18 protein-coding genes are annotated in these 21,691 nt (G+C 59.8%); 4 read left to right on the top strand and 14 right to left on the bottom strand.

The genetic code is table 11. From position 1 onward, the window contains the following. Window positions 1-3: 3 nt before the first annotated feature. The 7 genes from NOR97_RS10635 to NOR97_RS10605 form a co-directional block, all read right to left on the bottom strand. On the bottom strand, window positions 4-1,371 hold the full coding sequence (locus tag NOR97_RS10635; RefSeq protein ID WP_257599074.1) for a DUF3179 domain-containing protein: 1,368 nt from the start codon (window positions 1,369-1,371) through the stop codon (window positions 4-6). 91 nt (window positions 1,372-1,462) lie between these two features. After that, on the bottom strand, window positions 1,463-1,804 hold the full coding sequence (locus tag NOR97_RS10630) for a DUF427 domain-containing protein (protein ID WP_257599073.1): 342 nt from the start codon (window positions 1,802-1,804) through the stop codon (window positions 1,463-1,465). 63 nt (window positions 1,805-1,867) lie between these two features. After that, on the bottom strand, window positions 1,868-3,658 hold the full coding sequence (locus NOR97_RS10625; protein WP_257599072.1) for an aminopeptidase P family protein: 1,791 nt from the start codon (window positions 3,656-3,658) through the stop codon (window positions 1,868-1,870). Between the two features lie 150 nt (window positions 3,659-3,808). After that, window positions 3,809-5,686, bottom strand: coding sequence for a cobaltochelatase subunit CobT (gene cobT / locus NOR97_RS10620; RefSeq protein ID WP_170343730.1), 1,878 nt, complete (start codon window positions 5,684-5,686; stop codon window positions 3,809-3,811). A gap of 121 nt (window positions 5,687-5,807) precedes the next feature. Then, window positions 5,808-6,794 (bottom strand): cobaltochelatase subunit CobS, encoded by a 987-nt coding sequence (gene cobS, locus NOR97_RS10615; protein WP_209832541.1) that lies wholly within the window; start codon window positions 6,792-6,794, stop codon window positions 5,808-5,810. Window positions 6,795-6,984: 190 nt separating this feature from the next. Then, complete coding sequence (locus NOR97_RS10610) at window positions 6,985-7,539, bottom strand: hypothetical protein (protein ID WP_254439952.1); 555 nt, start codon at window positions 7,537-7,539, stop codon at window positions 6,985-6,987. A gap of 168 nt (window positions 7,540-7,707) precedes the next feature. Continuing rightward, window positions 7,708-8,331, bottom strand: a complete 624-nt coding sequence (locus NOR97_RS10605) for a J domain-containing protein (protein ID WP_170343733.1) — start codon at window positions 8,329-8,331, stop codon at window positions 7,708-7,710. 107 nt (window positions 8,332-8,438) lie between these two features. Here NOR97_RS10605 and NOR97_RS10600 point away from each other — a divergent pair, with 107 nt between their 5' ends. Then, the gene (locus NOR97_RS10600) at window positions 8,439-8,693 is read left to right on the top strand and encodes a BolA family transcriptional regulator (protein WP_171167246.1); all 255 of its coding nucleotides are present in this window, start codon (window positions 8,439-8,441) and stop codon (window positions 8,691-8,693) included. Window positions 8,694-8,706: 13 nt separating this feature from the next. Here the strand turns inward: NOR97_RS10600 and NOR97_RS10595 are convergent, their stop codons facing one another. The 7 genes from NOR97_RS10595 to pepN form a co-directional block, all read right to left on the bottom strand. Beyond that, a complete protein-coding gene (locus NOR97_RS10595; protein WP_257599071.1) occupies window positions 8,707-9,783 on the bottom strand; it encodes a PLP-dependent cysteine synthase family protein in 1,077 nt (358 codons plus the stop codon). A gap of 196 nt (window positions 9,784-9,979) precedes the next feature. Beyond that, the gene (locus tag NOR97_RS10590) at window positions 9,980-10,399 is read right to left on the bottom strand and encodes a DUF4177 domain-containing protein (protein WP_257599070.1); all 420 of its coding nucleotides are present in this window, start codon (window positions 10,397-10,399) and stop codon (window positions 9,980-9,982) included. Between the two features lie 80 nt (window positions 10,400-10,479). Next, window positions 10,480-11,736 carry a peptidase T gene (gene pepT, locus NOR97_RS10585; RefSeq protein ID WP_257599069.1) on the bottom strand — a complete coding sequence of 419 codons (1,257 nt, stop codon included), beginning with the start codon at window positions 11,734-11,736 and terminating at the stop codon, window positions 10,480-10,482. 147 nt (window positions 11,737-11,883) lie between these two features. Further along, on the bottom strand, window positions 11,884-13,395 hold the full coding sequence (gatB, locus tag NOR97_RS10580) for an Asp-tRNA(Asn)/Glu-tRNA(Gln) amidotransferase subunit GatB (RefSeq protein ID WP_257599068.1): 1,512 nt from the start codon (window positions 13,393-13,395) through the stop codon (window positions 11,884-11,886). A gap of 81 nt (window positions 13,396-13,476) precedes the next feature. After that, on the bottom strand, window positions 13,477-14,736 hold the full coding sequence (locus NOR97_RS10575) for a hypothetical protein (RefSeq protein ID WP_257599067.1): 1,260 nt from the start codon (window positions 14,734-14,736) through the stop codon (window positions 13,477-13,479). Window positions 14,737-14,865: 129 nt separating this feature from the next. Next, window positions 14,866-15,294, bottom strand: a complete 429-nt coding sequence (locus NOR97_RS10570) for a hypothetical protein (protein ID WP_257599066.1) — start codon at window positions 15,292-15,294, stop codon at window positions 14,866-14,868. After that, on the bottom strand, window positions 15,291-17,843 hold the full coding sequence (gene pepN / locus NOR97_RS10565) for an aminopeptidase N (protein ID WP_257599065.1): 2,553 nt from the start codon (window positions 17,841-17,843) through the stop codon (window positions 15,291-15,293). The genes NOR97_RS10570 and pepN overlap by 4 nt, the downstream gene beginning before the upstream one ends. A gap of 206 nt (window positions 17,844-18,049) precedes the next feature. On the opposite strand from pepN, the gene NOR97_RS10560 reads away from it, so the two are divergent. From NOR97_RS10560 to NOR97_RS10550, 3 genes are all read left to right on the top strand, one after another. Then, complete coding sequence (locus NOR97_RS10560) at window positions 18,050-20,185, top strand: malate synthase G (RefSeq protein ID WP_257599064.1); 2,136 nt, start codon at window positions 18,050-18,052, stop codon at window positions 20,183-20,185. A gap of 71 nt (window positions 20,186-20,256) precedes the next feature. After that, window positions 20,257-20,682 carry a heme-binding protein gene (locus tag NOR97_RS10555; RefSeq protein ID WP_170343742.1) on the top strand — a complete coding sequence of 142 codons (426 nt, stop codon included), beginning with the start codon at window positions 20,257-20,259 and terminating at the stop codon, window positions 20,680-20,682. 219 nt (window positions 20,683-20,901) lie between these two features. Continuing rightward, entirely contained in the window at window positions 20,902-21,681 is a 780-nt protein-coding gene (locus tag NOR97_RS10550; RefSeq protein WP_257599063.1) for a gamma-glutamyl-gamma-aminobutyrate hydrolase family protein, read from the top strand. The last annotated feature ends 10 nt before the right edge of the window (window positions 21,682-21,691 follow it).

Here is a 21,691-nt window from a genome sequence, read left to right as displayed (position 1 = left end):
GTTTCACTCACCATACACGCTGGCTGCGTCGCCCATGTAATTGTCCCACGCAAACCAGTACGATATATGCCCGGCGACCCGAGGCAAACGCGTGCCATCCGGCCCGATCAAAGCCTCTTCCGTGACGGTCCAACCATTCCCCGCGCTATCCTGCAATCCGTCTTGCGTCGCCCGGAACACATGAGATTTTCGTTCATAGGCCCGCACGCTGCGCTCTTTGGGATCGCCAATCAGAACCAGAGGTGTCCGACCGATTGCATCGTTGATCACCGGTTTGCCCTTGAACACATCCAGAGGCCAGGCGCGGGCGGCACCAAACTGGCGCACGGCAAAGATGTAATCCTTCTGCCGATGCCGGGACTGATCCACAGTGGCCGGGAACATCAGCTCGCTCGAGGCGAAATAGTCGCGATAAACCACCCCTGATCCGTAATTGCGCCGATGCCCGGTGTTCAGCGACAGAACACGGGTTTTGGGATGCGAGGTTCTCCAGCTGTCCCATGTCGTGATCACAACCGGGCGCTGTTTCAACGTGATGCCGCTGTTGGCCAAAGGCCCGACCACAGACTTGCCGGTATACTGGTTCCACAGCGAATGCGTTTCGCGGTCAAACATCAGCTTGTTCGAGCGATAGAGGAAACCTGACGACCCGAAAATGAACGGCTTTCGCCGCCCCGCCACCTGAGTTTCAAACAGGATGCCCGACCCGCAAAGCGTGCAATAGGCCAGCGCCACGGGCACGCCTCCGATCACCTCGTTGAACATCTCGTGCCATCCCATGATCCGCAGGGGATAGGCGCGCTCATCGCCGTTGATGGCGACGCCGAACACCAGATCATCGCCCTTCAGATACCCCGCATTCGAAGCCGAGATCAGGGTTGGGTTGTCCAGCGACGGAATGCCATCCTTGTACACACCGCCCCAGGCGATCTCTTCCAGGCGGATCTTCATCCTGCCGCGTTGCAGATACTCAGACCGCAGGAACAGATCGAAATTCGGGTCGATCCCCAACAGAACTTCGCGCTTGAACGGGATCAGCGAAGGATGAGGGACAATCTGCGGGTTTCGTTCCTGCCACAGCATCCACGCGAACCAGTCGTTGCCATGACGCTGCCCGGTCAGGGCCTCCATCACCTCGACAATCTCATCCCGCCGCCTGTCGGCATAGCGCATCGCGGTCAGCAACCCGGCCACAACATCCGGCTGGCCGCGGTCCTTCAGATACGCCATCTGCGCCTCAAACGCGGTCCGACGCCCGTTCAGCGTGCTGCGCAACGCCTCCAGAACCGGATCCTGCTGCGCCCAAAGCGCGTCGGGTGCCATTGCACCAGCCCCGATCATCCCAGCAAAACCGCGACGTGACATCGCCATGGAAGCCTCCGGTGTTACCCCGGAACAAGTGTGCCGCAAATACCGCTCACGTGCATGCCACAGCTGCGTGAGGTGGGCGCTGGGGCTGGCGTTAAATCTGCTCCACCTTTACCGACTCGACCGGATAAAATGCCAGATGGTCCCTGATCTCGGCCACCGCCTGAATCGGATCCTCATAGCTCCAGACCGCATTGGCGGTCACGGATGACTTGTTGACGATGGAAAAATGCGTCGCGTCGCCCTTGCCGGGGCAGTGGGTCACCTTGTCGGTCCGATCCAGAAACGCCATCGCAATATCGTTGCGCGGAAAATAGATCACGGGATCCTTGTCGCCTTCAAGCAGTTCCAGCGCGTTGTTCGTTTCGCCCAGGATCGCACCGCCCGAGCGGACAGTCCATTTGCCCGGCGCTTTCCGGATCGTGATCTCAGCCATTCCATTTCCTTCCGTCGTCGTATCAGGGCCACCCCTCTGCCTGTTCTATGTAACAGACCAGTGTCAGACCGGAGCAGTTGCGGCATCCAACCACAGTTGCGCGTCATGTCCCAGCCTTGGGCGGATTTTTTCCGCAACGTCGCGGTGATAGGCATTCAGCCAGTCGCGTTCGTCGGTCGTCAACATATCGACCATGATCAGCCTGCGGTCAATCGGCACAAAGGTCAGGGTACGCCAGTTCAACATTGCGCGTTCGGCGTCGCCAGAGGGCAGGGCGGGCGCCTCTTTGACCACCACAAGGTTCTCGATGCGGATGCCAAATGCGCCTTCCCGATAATACCCGGGTTCGTTTGACAGGATCATGCCGGGTTGCAGCGGTACATGGCTGACTTTCGACAGCCGCTGCGGCCCTTCATGCACGCTCAGATAGGCGCCGACCCCATGTCCGACCCCATGGTTGAAATCCTGTCCCGCGGACCACAGCGGCACGCGGGCCACACATTCGATATCCCGCCCGGCAAGGCCGGCAGGCCAGCGCAGCATCGACATGGCAATCATGCCCTTCAGCACCCGGGTGAAGCAGGTTTTTTCCTCGGTTCCGACGTCACCGATGGCGATGGTTCGGGTGATGTCGGTGGTGCCGTCCAGATACTGCCCGCCACTGTCCAGCACCAGAATATGGCCGTGTTCCAGGCGGCTGTCGGTCTCTTCCGTCACGTGGTAATGCATGATCGCGCCGTTCGGACCCGTGCCTGCAATGGTATCGAACGAGATGTCCTGAAGCGCATTGTCCTTGCGCCGGTTTTCTTCCAGCCGGGTGACAACCTGTGTTTCGGTCACGCTGCCCGGGGCTTGCTGGTCCAGCCAGCATAACGTTTCGATGACCGCCACCGCATCGCGCAAATGCGCCTCGGCGCTGCCTGCGATTTCAGCCTCATTCTTGCAGGCTTTGGGCAGGGCGCAGGGATCGCCGCCATCCGTCATCGCGTCACCCAGCGCATCGGCCACGATCTGAGGTACCGAAGCGGCATCCACCTGCACCGGACCGGCCAGAGCCGCAACCGCATCCAGAAAATCGCCCACAGCGCGCAAGGTCACCTGAGAGCCCAGATGATCCCGTACCCCGGCCAGTTTCTCTGCCGCCATGAACAGATCGACCTGACCACCTGCTTGAAGAATGGCAAAGCCGTGGGCCACCGGGTTATAGGCGATATCCGACCCACGGATATTCAACAGCCACATGATGGAATCCGGCAGGGTGATCACCGCTGCCTTGTGCCCGGCCCGTCGAAGGTCTTCGGCCAGACGGGCGATCTTGCTGTCCGCACCTTCCCCGGCAAATTCGATCGGATGCGCCTTGACCGGGTTCATCGGCGGTGCGGGTTGATCGGCCCAGATCCGGTCCACAAGGTTTTCGCATCTCACCAGTTCGATGCCCGATCCTTCCAGATCACTCAATGTGCCGGAAATCTGCCCCGCCGCATGCAGCCACGGGTCAAATCCGATCTTGCCGCCGTTGGGCAATTGCTGTTTCAGCCAGGCGCTCAGGCTTACCTCGGGCCAGGGGACCGGGGTGAAATCTGCGGCAACTTGTGCCTTGACCTGGGTGCGATACCGCCCGTCGATGAAAACTCCGGCCACGTCGCGCAGGGCGGCGCAAAACCCGGCCGAGCCCGTGAACCCGGTCAGCCAAGCCAGACGTTCATCGCGCGCCGCGACATACTCTCCCTGATGCGCATCCGCCCGCGGGATCAGAAACCCGTCCAGCCCTTCTTGCACCATCTGTTCGCGCAAGGCGGCCAGCCGCGGTGGCCCCTGTTCCGGGCGGGCGGTCACTTCGAAGGATTGGAACATGGGCGGCCTCATTCACATCATTTGAGCGTGACCCTGAGGCGCATTTCAAAAAATGTCCAGACGGGAACACCCCGCCTGAACAAGCCGATGATCAGCAACGAAAAACACTTCGCCCTCGGGGAAATGCGCCCGCCGGGCAGAAGATCAGCCTCAGCCGGCCTTTCTCATCCCCATGACCCGCGCCCGCGCCCGCGGGTCACTGTCAAACAGAGCCGCCAGTTGTTCGGTCATCGCGCCGGCCAGTTGCTCTACATCGGTAATAGTCACCGCCCGGTCATAATACCGGGTCACGTCATGGCCGATCCCGATGGCCAAAAGTTCGACCATCTTGCGTTTTTCGACCATCGCGATCACGTCGCGCAGGTGTTTTTCCAGATAGTTGGCCGGGTTCACGCTCAGCGTCGAATCATCGACCGGCGCACCGTCCGAGATCACCATCAGGATCTTGCGTTGTTCGCGCCGTGCCAGCATCCGGCGATGTGCCCATTCCAGGGCTTCACCATCGATGTTTTCCTTCAGCAGGCCCTCTTTCATCATCAGCCCCAGATTGGGCCGCGCACGACGCCAAGGGGCGTCCGCGCCCTTGTAGATGATGTGGCGCAGGTCGTTCAGACGGCCCGGCTGCTGCGGGCGGCCATCGTTCAGCCATGCCTCACGTGCCTGACCGCCTTTCCACGCCCGCGTGGTAAAGCCCAGAATTTCGACCTTTACGTTGCACCGCTCCAGCGTCCGCGCCAGAACATCCGCGCAAATGGCCGCGATCGAAATCGGACGACCCCGCATCGACCCCGAATTGTCCAGCAGCAGCGTCACCACCGTGTCGCGGAACTCGGTGTCCTTTTCGACCTTGAAACTCAGCGGAGTGGTGGGGTTCGCGACCACACGTGCCAATCGGCCCGCGTCCAGAATGCCTTCCTCGCGGTCGAACTCCCAGCTGCGGTTCTGCTGCGCCTGCAAGCGGCGTTGCAGCTTGTTGGCCAGACGCGATACCGCCCCTTTCAAGGGCTCCAGCTGCTGATCCAGATAGGCCCGCAGACGTTCCAGCTCGGCCGGTTCCGCCAGATCCTCGGCGGCGATCTCTTCGTCATGGGTGTCCAGATAGACCTTGTAATCCGGATCCGCTTCGGATGCGGGCGGCGGGGCAGGCGGCTCCAGCGGCGCCTCGCCATCCGGCATCTCAGCCTCGTCGCCCATCTCGTCTTCGGCCATTTCGTCCATCGAGACCTGGGCCTGAGACTGATCCTGCTGCTCCTCCTGCGTCTGCTCAGGTGTTGCGTCCGCGTCCTGTTCGTCCTGATCATCCTGACCGGTGCTGTCGGGATCGGGCTGTTCCTCCGCGTCTTCCTCGGCCTGGTCTTCCTGTTCGTCGTCCAGCTCGTCCGGGTCTTCCCCAAGCTGGTCGCCATATCCAAGATCCTTGATCACCTGACGGGCGAATTTGGCAAACTCCGCCTGGTCCGAGAGGATTTCGTCCAGATTTTCCAGCGTTCCGCCAGCTTGCTCTTCGATGAACCCACGCCACAGGTTCATGATATTATCAGCGGCAGAGGGCAGATCACGCCCGGTGGCCAGATGTCGGATCAGGTACCCTGCTGCAATCGACAGAGGTGCATCGGCGGGTTGCTTGCACTGATCATAGCCCCGCCGGATCGCTTCATGCCCGATCTTGACGTCAATATTGCTGGCGGTGCCCGGCATGTCCCGCGCGCCCATCGCTTCGCAGCGGGCGGTCTCCATCGCTTCGTACAGATCCCGCGCCATATCACCCGGTGGCGCATAGCGCGCATGGGTCGCGTCGTCATGATACTTGCGCTGCAACGCCAAGGCATCCGCCGTGCCACGCGCCAACAGCACTTCTTCGCGCGTCATCCGGCGCGAGACCTGTGGCAGCCGCATCGACTCGCCCGACATGCCCGAAGGGTCGACCGTATAAGTCACCGACAGCTCGGGATCATCGGCCATGACCTTGGTTGCTTCGGCCAGGGCCTTCTTGAACGGATCAGCAGGGTTGTCGTTCTTCTGTGCCATGTCCTTAAGCCCTCATCAAAATGACCTGCCCGGCGTTGAAAACTGTAACGGATCCGACTTCATCTGGCCAAAAATATCCCCGCCGGAGGCATTGCGCCCGGAACGGGCGCAATTCGGGTGCTTACCCCAAGCTTGCGCTCGCGGCGCTCTCAGGCAACTCCTCATCGAAGCAGCGCTGATAGAATTCGGCCACGGTCTGACGCTCCAGCTCATCGCATTTGTTGAGGAAGGACAGGCGGAACGCATAGCCCACGTTGCGGAAGATCTCGGCGTTCTGGGCCCAGTTGATCACGGTCCGCGGGCTCATGACGGTGGACAGATCGCCATTCATGAAGGCGGTTCGGGTCAGGTCGGCGACCGTGACCATCTGGCTGACGGTCTTGCGGCCCTCGGCGGTGTTGTAATGCGGCGCCTTCGACAGAACGATCATCGTCTCGGCGTCGTGGCTCAGGTAGTTCAGCGTCGAGACCAGCGACCAGCGGTCCATCTGCGCCTGGTTGATCTGCTGCGTGCCGTGATACAGGCCCGTGGTGTCGCCCAGACCGACCGTGTTGGCGGTGGCAAACAGGCGGAAATTCGGGTTCGGGGTGATGATCTCGTTCTGGTCCAGCAGGGTCAGCTTGCCGTCATGCTCCAGCACACGCTGGATGACGAACATCACGTCGGCGCGGCCCGCATCATATTCGTCGAACACGATGGCCACGGGGTTGCGCAGCGCCCAGGGCAGGATGCCTTCGTGGAACTCGGTCACCTGCTTGCCGTCGCGCAGCTTGATCGCATCCTTGCCGATCAGGTCGATCCGGCTGATATGGCTGTCCAGGTTCACACGAACGGCGGGCCAGTTCAGACGGGCGGCGACCTGTTCGATATGGGTCGATTTGCCGGTGCCGTGATAGCCTTGGATCATGACGCGGCGGTTATGGGAAAAGCCCGCCAGAATCGCCAGCGTGGTTTCCGGGTCGAACTTGTAGGTCGGGTCGATGGCGGGCACACGGTCTGTCGCTTCGGCAAAACCCTTCACCGCCATGTCGCTGTCAATGCCGAACACGTCACGGACCGAGATATCCTCGGTAGGTTTTGCGTTGATATCGATCGATCCGTCAGCCATGCGCCTAGTCCTTATCCTTTGGCCCGTTCACCGGGTATGAACCCGTGTGTGGTGCAACATATTGCAGGCAAGGGCAAGGGAAAGAGGAACACGTCCAAAGGTGCGCATGTTTTTCTTGCAAACTGGCCCTATCTGTACACCGGACAGGCGTACCAAGCAGTGTTTTCCGGACAGGTGGACCGATCCCGCCTCAGAGTGAGAACCAAAGTTCACCCTTTTGAAAGCCGCCTTTCACGAGGCGATCCGCGTTCAACACATCCGGATACTCGTCCGCCCAATCCCGAAACCGGTCATTTGTGACGATGCGCGCCTGGCTGTCCCGCGCCGCCTGCAAGATCAGCGGGTCGGCGGGTGTTCCTTTGGGGGCCACCATGACCTGCCCGGATCGTAGGCCCAGGGCGCGGCTCAGCATCCGGTCGTCCATATAATCACCTTCGACCTTGTACCCGACATTCGCATCGAACATGACGCCCGGTTTGAATCCGGCCTGCTTCAAAGTCTCAAGGACCTTCTTCAACGTGTCCAGATCCGGGGTGCCGTCTTTCCAGTGCATGACGTTCGAGCCATCCACGATGATCCATGTGTTGGCTCTGCGCCAGCTGAACCAGGCCCGTATGAACAGGATGGCGCTGGCCATCACGCAAATCAGCGCCAGAAGGAACAGCCAATCCGCATCGGTCGGAATGAAACTGGCGACGATGAGTCCGCTTACCGAGACGAGCAACAGGCAAATGGATGTGCGCAACGAAACTGATCCCTGGAAATTCCTGTCCCAAATCTTCCACCACTTTCGCGGGGATTGAAACAGGTTTCCATACGGAAATCGCACAGTTTTTTCAGCTTGTGTCATCCGCGGCACCCAACCATTCAGGCAGGGCGCACCGCGAAGGTAAAGCAGGCAAAGCCGTGACCCTTACTTGAAGTTCCGGCTGTCCTTGATCTGATCCCAGGCCCAGACAACTTCCTGCAACTGCTCTTCCTGCGAGCGGTCGCCGCCGTTCATGTCCGGATGCAGCACTTTGATCAGCTTCTTGTACGCTTTGCGAACCTCGGCCTTGGTCCAGCTGTCCTTGGCCTCGAGAATCTCGATCGCACGGCGTTCGGTCGGCGGCAGGCGGCGTCCGCTGCCCGTGTTGCGGCCCTTGTTCTGCGTGCTGTTGGCGCCGAGCACCTGATGCGGATCCTCGATCCCCAAACGGGCCCAGGCGCGCGCTTCGGGGTCGCCCATCGGCTTGGTCTCGCGCTCCCAAACCTTGTCTTTCGATCGCTGCGCGTTCAACTCGGCCTCGGTGGTGCCGTCAAAGAAGTTCCACTTCTGGTTATATTCCCGCACGTGTTGCTGGCAGAACCAGAAATAATCATCCAGGACATCCGGTGCCTTCGGCGCACGGAACTTGCCCGGCTCGTCACATCCCTCGTGATCACACACCCTGACAGAGGTTTCGGACGCACCTGACATGCCTCGACGACCCCGCGGATTCTTCTTCTTGGCGCTGGAAACGGACATATCGAATCCGAAGGGGTCTGATTTCGCCATGCTCTAATCCTCAAGAACGCGTCTTTTCGACTCGGAGGCAGCAGTTTAATCTAAGCAGCCGAAAGTAGAAGAGGGGTGCGGCAATATTTTTGCCGCTGAGCGAAAAAATGAGCGTGACCGACGAAATCCGAACCCGCCTGCAAGCCGCCTTTGATCCGCGCGAGCTGGAAGTGATCGACGACAGCGAAAGCCACCGGGGCCATGCGGGCTATCAGGAAGGCGGTGAAAGTCACTTCAATGTCCGCATCCGCGCCAGTGCATTCGAAGGCAAATCCCGCGTCGCCCGCCACCGCGCCGTGCACAAGGCGTTGGGCGACATCGTGCCGCGCATCCATGCGCTGGCCCTGGATATCGGCGTCTGAAGATCTTTGCGTGTCAGTCCGCCTTCATCTGTGCGGACGGCGTCGATGCCGAGATGGAATATTCTTCCTCCGTCATGCCCTCTTCGATTCCCTCGAACAGGGGGGTCGACAAGTAACGCTCGCCCGTGTCCGGCAACATGACCAGCATGACAGAGCCTGCCGGTGCGGATTCCGCCAACTTCATGGCCACCGCAAAGGTCGATCCACCCGAAATCCCAGTGAAAATCCCTTCCTCCGAGGCAAGCCTGCGCGACCATTCTATCCCTTCGGGTCCTGAAATGGGGATCAGCTCATCATAATAGGAATTGTCGATGGCTTCCTGAAGGACCCACGGGATGAAATCCGGTGTCCAGCCTTGAATCGGATGAGGTTCGAAACTGGGGTGGCTTTCGGTCGGCTGATGGTCAGCGTTGCGCGTATTGACGTAACCCGATGACACGATGGCTGCATTGGCCGGTTCGGTCAGGATGATCCTGGTGTCGGGCCGCTCTTTCCGCAATACCCGCGAAACACCCGAAACGGTGCCACCGGTCCCGTAGCCTGTCACCCAATAATCCAGCCGTTCGCCTTCGAAATCGGCAAGAATTTCCCGCGCCGTCGTGTTCTCGTGAATATCGGCATTGGCAGAGGTCTCAAACTGGCTGGCAAGGAACCATCCGTTTTCCTCGGCCAGTTCCTTGGCTTTGGTATACATGCCGAACCCTTTTTGCGCCTTCGGGGTCAGAACAACCTTCGCACCCAGAAACCGCATCAGCTTTCGCCGCTCGACCGAGAAGCTTTCGGCCATCGTCACGACCAGTGGATATCCCTTGGCCGCGCACACCATGGCCAGCCCGATCCCGGTGTTGCCGGATGTCGCTTCGACAACGGTTTGTCCGGGTTTCAGCCGCCCGTCACGTTCCGCGGCCTCGATGATGTTCAGCGCCAACCTGTCCTTGACCGAGCCTGCCGGGTTGAAGGCCTCGAATTTCACATAGACGGTCACATGCTCTGGCGCGATCCGATTGACCCGAATGCAGGGCGTGTCACCGACCGTGTCGAGAATGCTGTCATACAGGCGTGTCCGCCCTTGTGTCTGTCGAATAGCCATTTCGATGTCCCTCCAGAATACCCGGCTAACATGCCACAGATTTCCCGAGGGTGTAGCCCTTATTGCCTGCCAATACCGTTATGAGGACACGGGCCGTACCCGGATTGACCCGCGATACGTCAGAGAGAAAACGGACGTTCTGCACAAGACCACAGGTCGATTGCATTCGGTCCGTCGTTCGTACCAGCCCCCAAGCCTATGTTTTTGAAGGGCCACTTTCATCAGCGGCGTCATCAGACCGCTTCAGCGACAAAGGTGGCTCGTCCGGCTCTGCGGCAATTGGTTTCGGCGCCTGCACCTCGTCGGGGCCCGGAACCGGCTGGGCCAGCGGGGTGTCATCCATCTCAGGTATTGCGCCGACCCACGAGGCATCGACTTCTTCTTCCACCACGCGGCGGAACACCAGAACATTGCGCCAGTTCGTGGTCGATCCGGTCAGGCCCGTGCGTTCCTCGCTGGGCAGCAATTCGGCCCGCTGGTATTCCCAGCCATCCTGACCCATCTGATTCAGCAGTTGCTCGACCGAGACGGCAAAGCGGCCCTCGGCCGTTTTCACGCCTTTGGCTTTGACACCTTTTTGCGGGGCGGGGATGACCTTGTATTCGTAGCGCTTCATCTACTGTTCCTAAATGCGTTTCCGCGCCAACTTAACACGCTGCCCCCCGGGTGAAAGGGCCCTTGCCCATCCGGCGGATTTCAGCCCTGACCATTCGCTTCGGTCTGTGCCGCCTTAGCCACAACCGACAGGCACAGTTCCGTCGCCAGCGCCATGTCCTGCACTGAAATCCATTCCAACGGGCCGTGAACGCACTGCATCCCGGTGAAGATGTTGGGGCAGGGGGTGCCGAATTCGGTCAGGCGCGATCCGTCCGTGCCGCCCCTGATCGGTACCGACAGCGGTTCAATCCCCAACTCGCGACACGCATCCCGCGCCAGCTCGACCGGAGTCATGTCGTTTTCCAGCCAATACCGCATGTTGCGGTACTGGTGGCTGATGTCGCAGCTGATGGTCGCGCGCGGTTCGGTGGCCTGCACGGCGGCGCAGACCTGTCGCACGATGTTTCGTTGCGCTTCCAGCCCGTCCATCTCGAAATCACGCAGGATCAGCTTGATCTCCATCTCGGATGATCCGCCGTTCATGTCAGTGACATGGATGAAGCCTTCGCGCCCGTCCGTGGTTTCGGGCGTCATGGTGGCCTGAGGCAACGTCTGCACGATCTTCGCCGCCAGATGCGTGGCATTCACCATCTTTTCCTTGGCCAGGCCGGGATGGATCGAAACACCCTCGATCCGGATCACGGCGCGGTCGGCCGAGAAACTTTCATACTCGATCTCACCCGCCTGCTGCCCATCCAGCGTATAGGCAAAATCCACGCCCAGATCCTTGGGCAGCTGTTCCGTGACGCCCCGGCCGATCTCTTCATCCGGTGTGAACGCAATGCGGATCGGGCCATGTGGAATGTCCTGATTTTCGATCAGGTGCCGCGCCATCGTCATCAGAATCGACACACCGGCCTTGTCATCCGCGCCCAGCAGGGTTGTGCCCGATGCGGTGATCAGGTCATGGCCGATCTTTTCGGCCAGATAGGGATGGTCTTCCGGGGAAAGAACCAGATCCGGGTTGTCGGGAAAGGTGATGTCGCCACCGTTATACCCCTTGACCACCCGTGGCTTGACGCCGGTCGCGTTGAACTGAGGGGCCGTATCGACATGGGCCAGAAAGCCCACGGTCGGTCCCGGTGCCGTTCCGGGAATGGTGGCGACGACAACACTGTCGCCCGTCATCTCGACATCCTGCGCGCCAATCTGGTTCAGTTCATCGCGCAACAGGTTCAGCATGTCGAACTGGATCTGAGTGCTCGGGGTCGATGGGGATGTCTCGTCACTTTGACTGTCGATGGCGGTGTAACGCACCAGCCGGTCTTCGAGTTCCTGATCAAATCTGCTTTGCATTATACCTCACCTCTCGGTGACGGAGGAAAGGGCGCGAACAGCGGGAAGTCAAGCCGATGGCTTGACCCCAAGTCTTAAGATTTCGTGAGAAACCGGATTGTACAAACCCGCCAAAGACGGCCGGCAGGCTTGTACAAAACGAAAGGTTTACGACCCCAGCTTCTTGCTGACCAGTTCGTTGACGGCTTTCGGGTTGGCCTTGCCGCCGGTGGCTTTCATGACCTGACCCACGAACCAGCCGGCCAGCTTCGGGTTGACTTTGGCCTTCTCGACCTGTGCCGGGTTGGCGGCGATGATTTCGTCCAAAGCGGCCTCGATCGCGCCGGTGTCGGTCACCTGTTTCATGCCACGATCTTCAACGATCTGCGCCGGATCACCGCCTTCTGTGTAAACGATTTCGAACAGATCCTTGGCAATCTTGCCCGAGATCGCATCCGACGAGATTAGGTCGATGATCCCGCCCAATTGTGCCGGTGACACGGGTGAATCGGTGATGTCGTGGTCTTCTTTCTTCAGCCGACCGAACAGTTCGTTGATGACCCAGTTCGCGGCCAGTTTTCCGTTGCGGCCCTTGGCCACTTCCTCGAAATAGGCGGCGGATTCAACCTCGGCGGTCAGCACCGAAGCATCGTAATCGGTCAGGCCGAAGTCTTTGATGAAACGCGCCTTTTTGTCGTCGGGAAGTTCCGGCAGCCTGGCGGCAATGTCATCGACCCAGGCCTGCTCGACCTCCAACGGCAGCAGGTCAGGGTCGGGGAAATAGCGATAATCATGCGCTTCTTCCTTGGACCGCATGGAACGGGTTTCGCCCTTGTCCGGGTCGTACAGGCGCGTTTCCTGCTCGACCTCGCCGCCGGCCTCGACGATGGCGATCTGACGGCGGGCTTCGACCTCGATCGCCTGCTGGATAAAGCGCATCGAGTTCATGTTCTTGATCTCGCAGCGCGTGCCGAGATGCGAAAAATCCTGTGTTTCCTGATACTTCTCATAGGCGCCGGGCAAACAGATCGAGACGTTCACGTCCGCGCGCAGGTTGCCGTTTTGCATGTTACCGTCGCAGGTGCCCAGGTAACGCATGATCTGGCGCAGCTTGGCGATATAGGCCGCGGCCTCTTCCGGCCCGCGGATGTCAGGGCGGCTGACGATCTCCATCAGGCAGACGCCGGTGCGGTTCAGGTCGACGAAGGACATATGCGGGTCCATGTCGTGGATCGATTTGCCCGCGTCCTGTTCCATGTGGATACGCTCGATCCGCACCATGCGTGCGGTGCCGTCACCCATCTCGACCAGTACTTCGCCTTCACCCACGATCGGGTGATACAGCTGGGAGATCTGATACCCTTGCGGAAGGTCGGGGTAGAAGTAATTCTTGCGGTCAAAGGCCGATTTCAGATTGATATCCGCCTTCAGGCCCAGACCCGTGCGCACGGCCTGTTCCACACAATATTCGTTGATCACAGGCAGCATACCCGGCATCGCCGCATCCACGAAGGCCACGTTCGAGTTCGGCTCGGCCCCGAATTGGGTCGACGCGCCGGAAAACAGCTTGGCATTGGACGAGACCTGAGCGTGCACCTCCATCCCGATCACCAGTTCCCAATCGTGCTTGGCCCCGGCAATGGTTTTGGGTGTGGGCATTTCGTATGTCAGGTCGAGCATGTCGCGCCTCATTTCCGCAGAAGTCTAAGCCTGCGTATTAGGCCCGGCGGGGCCTAGGGGCAAGGGGGAATCCTGTCGTGTTCAGTTCTGGGAAAACCGCAGGCCCGAAGGTGTGAACGTCACATCCATACCGCTGCGCAATTCTTCCCGGAACAGATCCGAGATGGCGCGCAAGGCATCGCGCTGACCGCGCGCAGCAAATCGCTCGGGCGAGTTTATGCGGACAGAATTGTTGAAGCCGTTGGCCGCATGCGCCCAGATCAAGGGGTGCAATTCCGTCAGATGATCGCGGATAAGCCAGTTTGCCGTGTCGCGCATCTGAGACCGGACAAGGTCGGCCTGATCGTTCAGGCCAAATCCGTTCTGGACGGTGATCGCGCAGTAGGATGACAGCATGTTGATCATCTGCTGATCGGGCCGCAGGCGCACGATATCACGCAGACCTTCAAGGAAATACTCGATATCGACGCGGGCACAGGCCTCTTCGTCCAATGCGATGGCGTCGAACTGAACCCATGTGTATCCGCCCGCGCCCCAGATATCCTGTGTCCTGGCGGCCGTGCGCAAGGCTTGCAGCTCCAGCTCTTCGTAGCTGCCGAACCAGCGGGGCAGAAGGTGGCTGCCCATCGCGCGCATGTGGCGTTGATTGCGTGGATCCAGCGTGATCAGGCGTTCATATTCGTCAGACACCCGCGCGTTGGATTTGCGTTGACCAGCCAGTAGCGCACATCCGGCCGCAGCAATCAGGGGGCTGTCGGGGGCGTTTTTCCTGCACTTGGGCAGTATCGCTGCGGCACGGTCGAAATGAGCGGCGCAGCGTGACCGGTGCAAGGGTGGCAGCGTCGCGTCCGAGGCCGTGCCGCGCCAAGCCCATGCCAGATCGATATGGGCAAGGGATACGACGGTGGCGATCATTGGATCATCGGGGTTGTCCGCCATCTCGCCTTCAAGTTCTGAGATGCCCCCCAACAAGTCGTAATCCGAGATGGCCTTGCCATCCGAAAGCGCATGTTCAGCGGCCAGAACCACGTCAGATCTGGCGCCGAACGCCAACAGATCGGCAACCGGCATACCATCTGAAACAGCGGCGCGACCCTGATCGGCCACGCGCATTTCCTGCGACAGCTCTGCCCACCGGTCCTGCCGGGCGAGGTAGCGGCCATGTTCGATCGTGGAATGTCCGATCAGATCATCGCGGTCGGATCTTGCAACGGGAATATTGAGCTGACCCTGCTCGGGCAAGGCTGCCGCAAGCGCGGATTTTGTCGCGCACAGGTCTGCTGAAGCATTTGTAGGACTGGCTGTAGATGGGGCGAACAGTGCCCTTAGCGACCGAAACATGGCGAAACTCAAAACTGAAAAAACTGATAACTGACACCGAAGTCTGGCGGGATATCGGGTTCAAATCAAGTAAATTGCCGAATAATTTTCCTTTTTAGTGTCCAATTCACCCTTCAATGGTCCAGTGTTTCAGAAAACGGTGAAATGATGCCGTTCCACGCGAATTCCGGCTTGGTTTAGAAGGGTTTCCAAATCCCGATGCGGCGGAAGCGACTCATCCGGCAGACAGATTCGTTTGCCGGAATGCAGAACGATCGACACTCGAACCGAGAAATCCCAACGGGTGTCAAAGCGGAAATGGTCGATGTCGCGCAGCGCGACCTCTGCCTGCCGGTTCCCCGTGAACCAGCTCAGTGCATCCTGATCCAATTGCATGCCCGCGCGGGTGTTCTGAACCACGTCCCAAAGTGCGGGCAGGGTGGCCAGGGACAGCAGCCCAGCGATCCACCAGGCCGCGTCATACAGGACCACCAGCGCCAGCAACGCCGCATAAACACCGGCCAGGATGGCCAGCGTTCTCAAACTCCGGTTGCTGCGGGCAAAGCTGTAAGGCGTCATGCGCCGAGGATGCGGGACACCATTTCGGTCGTGTCCCGCGACAGGTTCGGTGTTTCCGCGATGCGGGAAAGCTGCGCACGCATCAGGGCCTGACGATCCGGATCATACCGTTTCCAGGTCTGAAACGCCGAGCACATACGCGCAGTGGTCTGTGGGTTCACCGGGTCCAGACGGATCAGCCAGTCTGCAAGCAGGGCGTATCCGGCGCCATCCGGCTGGTGGAATCCTGCGTGGTTCATCGCCAGGGCCCCCATGACGGCGCGGAACCTGTTCGGGTTTTTCCAGTTGAAATCCGAATGCTCGGTCAGGGTCGTGGCAATCGCGGGTGTCGCCTCGGGTGCTGCCATCGCGACTTGCAGGCCGAACCATTTGTCCATGACCAGCCGGTCATGCTTCCACTGTTCGTAGAATGCGTCCAGCTGCGCCTCACCCTTGCGGGCGCGTAAAAGGCAAGACAGCGCAGTCAGTTGCAATGTCATGTTGTCGGCTGTGTCGTACACCTCAGCCGCCATCGCCCCACCATCCAGACGAGAGGTCAATGCCAGCGCAGCGCTGCCAAGTGCCCGTTTACCGGACTGCTCGGCGTCCGGGCTGTAGGGGCCGTCCACAAAGGCCTCACTGTGCAGGCGGGGCAGCAAATCCTGCACGTTCTGGGCCGTTGCCTGCCGCAGCGTTTCCACCGCGGCCCAGATCGCCATAGGGTCGGGCGTGTGACCGCGGTCATGCAGGGCCGCTGCCAATTCCGACTGTGTCGGCAATCCCAGCATCAACGCACGATAGGCCGGGTCCAGTTCATCATTGCGCAGCACGGCCAACACTCCGTCAAGGTAATCTGTATCCGGTGCCGCATCCTGAAGGATCATCCGCATCAAAGTGTCTTGCGCCAGATCTCGCCCTGCCTGCCATCGGTTGAACGGGTCCGTGTCATGCGCCAGAAGAAATGCACGTTCTGCGTTCGACTGGTCATGCTCCAGAATAACAGGTGCCGAGAAATCGCGCAGGATCGAGGGCGTGGGTTTCGCCGCCAGGCCGGTGAATTCGAAGCTCTGTTCGGCCTGTGTCAGTTCCAGCACTTCGGTCGCGCGAACCTCATCGCCGTTGGGCCCAAGCAGGCCAACTGCAACCGGGATGACCTGCGGCAGTTTCTGATCCTGTCCCGGCGTGGGGTCGGTTCGCTGTTTCAGCGTAAGTGTATAGGTGCCGTCGGCCCAGTCTTCCTTAACCCTGACGCGCGGTGTGCCCGACTGGCTGTACCATCGTTTGAATTGTGTCAGATCGCGTCCAGTGGTGTCTTCGAAAACCTTCAGCCAGTCCTCGATCGTGCAGGCCTGACCGTCATGGCGTTCAAAATACAGATCAAGCGCCTTGGCATAGGCCGCATCCCCGACCAACCGTTTCAGCATGCCGATGACCTCGGCGCCCTTCTCATAGACAGTGGCGGTGTAGAAGTTGTTGATTTCCTGAAAGCTTTCGGGGCGCACAGGATGCGACAACGGACCGTTGTCCTCGGGGAACTGCCGGGCACGCAGGTCTATCGCGTCGTGGATGCGTTTCACCGGGGCCGAGCGCATGTCCGAGGTAAACTGCGCATCCCGGAATACTGTCAGACCTTCCTTGAGGCACAGTTGGAACCAGTCGCGGCAGGTGATGCGGTTGCCGGTCCAGTTGTGAAAATACTCATGCGCGATGATCGCCTCGATCCGTTCGAAATTGGCGTCGGTCGAAGTTTCCGGGCTGGCCAGAACGGCGGACGAGTTGAAGATGTTCAGCCCCTTGTTCTCCATCGCGCCCATGTTGAAGTCATCGACGGCCACGATGTTGAAGACATCCAGATCGTATTCACGGCCATAGACGTCCTCGTCCCACTTCATCGACTTCTTCAACGCCTCCATTCCGAAAGCGCATTTCCCCTCGTCTCCGGGACGGACCCAGAGGTTCAGATCGACGTTGCGACCTGACTTGGTGGTGAACTGACCGGGATGTGCGATCAGGTCTCCGGCGACCAGGGCGAACAGATAGGCGGGCTTGGGCCATGGATCGACCCATTCCGCCCATCCTTCACCCTTGCCCGATGGGTTGCCGTTCGACAGCAGAACCGGCAAGTCGCCATTGATGCGCACGGTAAAGGTGGACATCACGTCCGGCCGGTCGGGATAGAAGGTGATCTTGCGGAACCCCTCGGCCTCGCACTGGGTGCAGTACATGCCGTTTGACATGTACAGACCTTCCAGCGCTGTGTTGTTGCCGGGGTCGATTTCAACCTCGGCTTCCCACAGGAACGGCGCGTCGGGGACATCCGCGGTTAGCCCCTTGTCGGTCACGTCTGGTGTGATCTCGGCCCCGTCAATGGCGGCGCGGATCAATTTTAGTTCTTCCCCGTGCAGAAAGAATGTGCGGTCAGTGGCGTCAGGATTGGGCCGGAACGCAATGCGCGAGGTGACGCGCGTGGCGTGCGCGGCCAGATCAAAGGTCAGGTTCACGCTGTCCACCAGATAGCCAAACGGTGTGTAGTCTTTCAGGTAGATCGTGGTGGGGGCAGCGTCGCGCATCTTGGGCCTCGTATCTGTTCGGGACTGGCGCGACGTTAGGGGCTTCGTTCGGGCGCTGCAACCGGCCCTGCCATTGCCTTGAGGTTTTTGAAACAGCTTCAAGCCGAAGCGAATACCACAAATGCCGGGTAGAAAGTTGCCTATCGGAAACTTTCCGCCTAAGTCACAATGCATACAATGGCGCACAATCGCGGGAGAGCAGGAATATGACGGACAGACAGACCCTAAGCGGATTGCAGATCGATCCGGTTTTGGCTGAGTTCATCGAGACGCAGGCGCTGCCGGGAACGGGCGTCTCTTCGCAGAGGTTCTGGGCCGGCATGGCGCGGATGGTGAACGAATTGGGGCCGAAAAACCGCGCGCTGCTGGCCAAACGGGCCGAGATCCAAAGCCGCATCGATGGGTGGCACATGTCCCGAAAAGGGCAGAACACCGATGCCGCTGAATATGAGGCTTTCCTGAAAGAGATCGGGTATCTGGTCGAAGAAGGCGACGAGTTCCAGATTGAAACGGCCAATGTCGACCCCGAAATCGCCCTGATCCCGGGCCCGCAACTGGTTGTTCCGATTACCAACGCACGCTTTGCCCTGAACGCGGCCAACGCGCGCTGGGGCAGCCTGTATGATGCGCTTTACGGAACGGATGCAATGGGGGATCTGCCGGCAAGCAGTGGCTATGACGCGGCGCGCGGCGCGCGGGTGATCGCATGGGCCAAAGCGTTTCTGGATGATGCTGTGCCTCTGGCGTCTGGATCATGGGCGGATGTCACCGAATTGAGCGTCACCGACGGTGCTTTGACCCCTGCGCTGGGCGATCCCGCTCAATTTGCCGGGTTCGGCGGCGCGGCGGACAAGCCCGACTTTGTGCTGTTGAAAAACAACGGTCTGCACATCCAGATCATGATCGACCCCACAAGCAACATAGGCGCGACCGACCCCGCAGGCGTTGCAGATGTCCGGCTGGAATCCGCGCTGTCCACCATCATGGATTGTGAAGACTCGGTTGCCTGCGTCGATGCTGCCGACAAGGTTGTGGCGTATGGCAACTGGCTGGGCCTCATGAAAGGCGACCTGACCGAAGAGGTCACCAAGGGCGGCGCCACGTTCACTCGAAAATTGGCCGAGGACCTGAGCTTTACCACTCCGTCGGGTGATAAGGCCAGGCTGAAAGGCCGGTCCTTGATGCTTGTGCGGAACGTGGGCCACCTGATGACCAACCCGGCCGTACTTGACGCAGAAGGGCGCGAGATCGGCGAAGGTTTGATGGATGCTCTGTGTACCACCCTGATCGCCATGCACGACCTGAAGCGAGACGGGGGCAATTCTGTGGAAGGCTCTGTCTATGTGGTGAAACCCAAGATGCACGGGCCCGAGGAAGTCGCGTTCTCGGTCGAGATTTTCGACATGGTCGAAGACATTCTGGGCCTGCCGCGCAATACCGTGAAACTGGGCATCATGGATGAAGAACGACGCACCTCGGTCAACCTCAAAGAGTGCATTCGCGCCGCAAAATCACGGGTCGCCTTTATCAACACGGGGTTTCTGGACCGGACCGGAGACGAAATACACACCTCGATGGAGGCGGGTCCGATGCTGCCCAAGGGCGACATGAAAAATACGCCATGGATTGCGGCCTATGAAGATCGCAACGTCGATATCGGGCTGGCCTGTGGCCTGAAGGGCAAGGCACAGATCGGCAAGGGCATGTGGGCCATGCCGGATCGCATGGGCGAAATGCTTGAGACCAAGATCGGCCACCCGATGGCCGGAGCGACATGCGCCTGGGTGCCGTCACCCACGGCCGCGACCCTGCACGCTACGCATTACCACAAGGTCGATGTGCTGGCCCGTCAGGACGAGCTGGCCGCAGGCGGTGCGCGGGGCACTTTGAGGGATCTGTTGACCATCCCTTTGCTGGCTGGACGCAACCTGAGCGACGAAGAAATCACGCGTGAACTTGAAAACAATGCGCAGGGTATTCTGGGTTATGTCGTGCGTTGGGTCGATCAGGGCGTGGGCTGCTCCAAGGTGCCCGACATCAACGATGTCGGCCTGATGGAAGACCGCGCGACCTGCCGGATTTCGTCACAGGCGCTGGCCAACTGGCTGCATCACAGCATCGTGGATGACGCCCAGGTCATGGCCGCTCTGCAAAAGATGGCCGCCGTCGTGGATCGCCAGAATGAAAACGATCCGAATTACACCCCTATGGCTCCGGGATTTGACGGCATCGCCTTTCAGGCGGCCTGCGATCTGGTGTTCAAGGGCCGGGTTCAGCCCTCGGGCTATACCGAGCCGGTCCTGCACGCGCGCCGGCTGGAGTTGAAAGCCAGCCAAAGATAACCCCGGCAAAAGCCCACAGACCAATCGTTTGCGGGCTTTTTCGAACTCCAATCCGAGAAGAGGATCATCAGATGTCAGTTTCCCTACGCAAAGCCCGCACCATCATCCGCAAAACCCTGGAGAAGGGCCGAGAGATGGAGTTGAAGCCGCTCTCAGTCGTGGTTTTGGATGCCGGTGGGCATGTCATCGCGTTCGAGCGCGAGGATGGTGCTGCACCGGGCCGGTTCGGGATTGCGCAGGGCAAGGCCTATGGGTCGGTCATGCTGGGAATGGCGGGCACCGCGCAGATGCAGCGCGCCGAAGCGCAGGCCTACTTCATGGCCTCAGTGAATGGCGTCTATGGTGGTCAGGTCGTGCCGGTTCCGGGTGGCGTGCTGTTGCGTGATCGCAAGGGGGCCGTGATCGGCGCCGTCGGGGTTACCGGCGACACATCTGACAATGATGCGCTGGCCGCAATAGCGGGGATCGAGGCGGCCGGCCTGATCGGTGAGATTTGATAAGAGCGTTGTATTGATACGTTTTTCCAGCTGGGCGGGGAAATTATGCCCCCGCTTGGCGGCTTCTTGGAAAACGTTTCCAATTAAACAGGGCGGATCAGAACGTACAGTGCGTCTTCGAACACGTCCCTGCGCTTTCATGCAGGGCGTGTATTCTTGCACGTTAAAACCGCTGCCGCTAGCTTCCTTGACAGGCACAACAACAGCAGGGAAAGCGGAATGTCTCGGCCTGTCGTCGGTATCATCGGCAACTCGTATCTCATGAACGACCAATACCCCACACATGCTGGGGGAACGATGAATTCGGATGCCGTGGCCAACGTGTCAGGATGTCTTCCCTTGTTGATACCCGCAGATCCGCGTTACGTTTCGGTAGATGAGTTGCTGAAGGTCTGCGACGGCTTTCTGCTGACGGGCGGTCGCCCGAACGTGCACCCGGAAGAATACGGGGAACCTGCAACCGATGCACATGGCGAATTCGACCGAGCTCGAGACGCCATAACTCTGCCGCTGGTTCGCGCCTGCGTAGAAAGGGGGCAGCCGTTTTTGGGCATCTGCCGGGGGTTTCAGGAAGTCAACGTTGCCATGGGCGGAACGCTTTATCCCGAGATACGCGATCTGCCGGGGCGGATGAACCACCGGATGCCACCCGATGGAACCCTGGAAGAAAAGTTTGCTCTGCGTCATGTGGTGACACTGGAAAACGGCGGTGTTTTCCACAAGCTGTTCGGCGCAACCGAGGTCATGACCAACACCTTGCACGGTCAGGGCATCAAAACGATTGGGCATCGCGTTGTCATTGACGGCCATGCACCGGACGGGACGCCCGAGGCGATCTATATCAAGGATGCGCCCGGCTTTACCCTGTCGGTTCAATGGCATCCGGAATGGGACGCGATCAATGACCCGGTCTCGCGCCCCCTGTTCGAAGCCTTCGGCGATGCGGTGCGTGGATGGGCCGCCGGAACGGTTCATCAGGCAGTTCAAAAATCTGCCTGAATTACACCGG

This window comes from Ruegeria sp. YS9 (genome assembly GCF_024628725.1).
Classification (GTDB): domain Bacteria; phylum Pseudomonadota; class Alphaproteobacteria; order Rhodobacterales; family Rhodobacteraceae; genus Ruegeria; species Ruegeria atlantica_C.
This window is presented reverse-complemented; position numbering and strand designations above follow the sequence as displayed.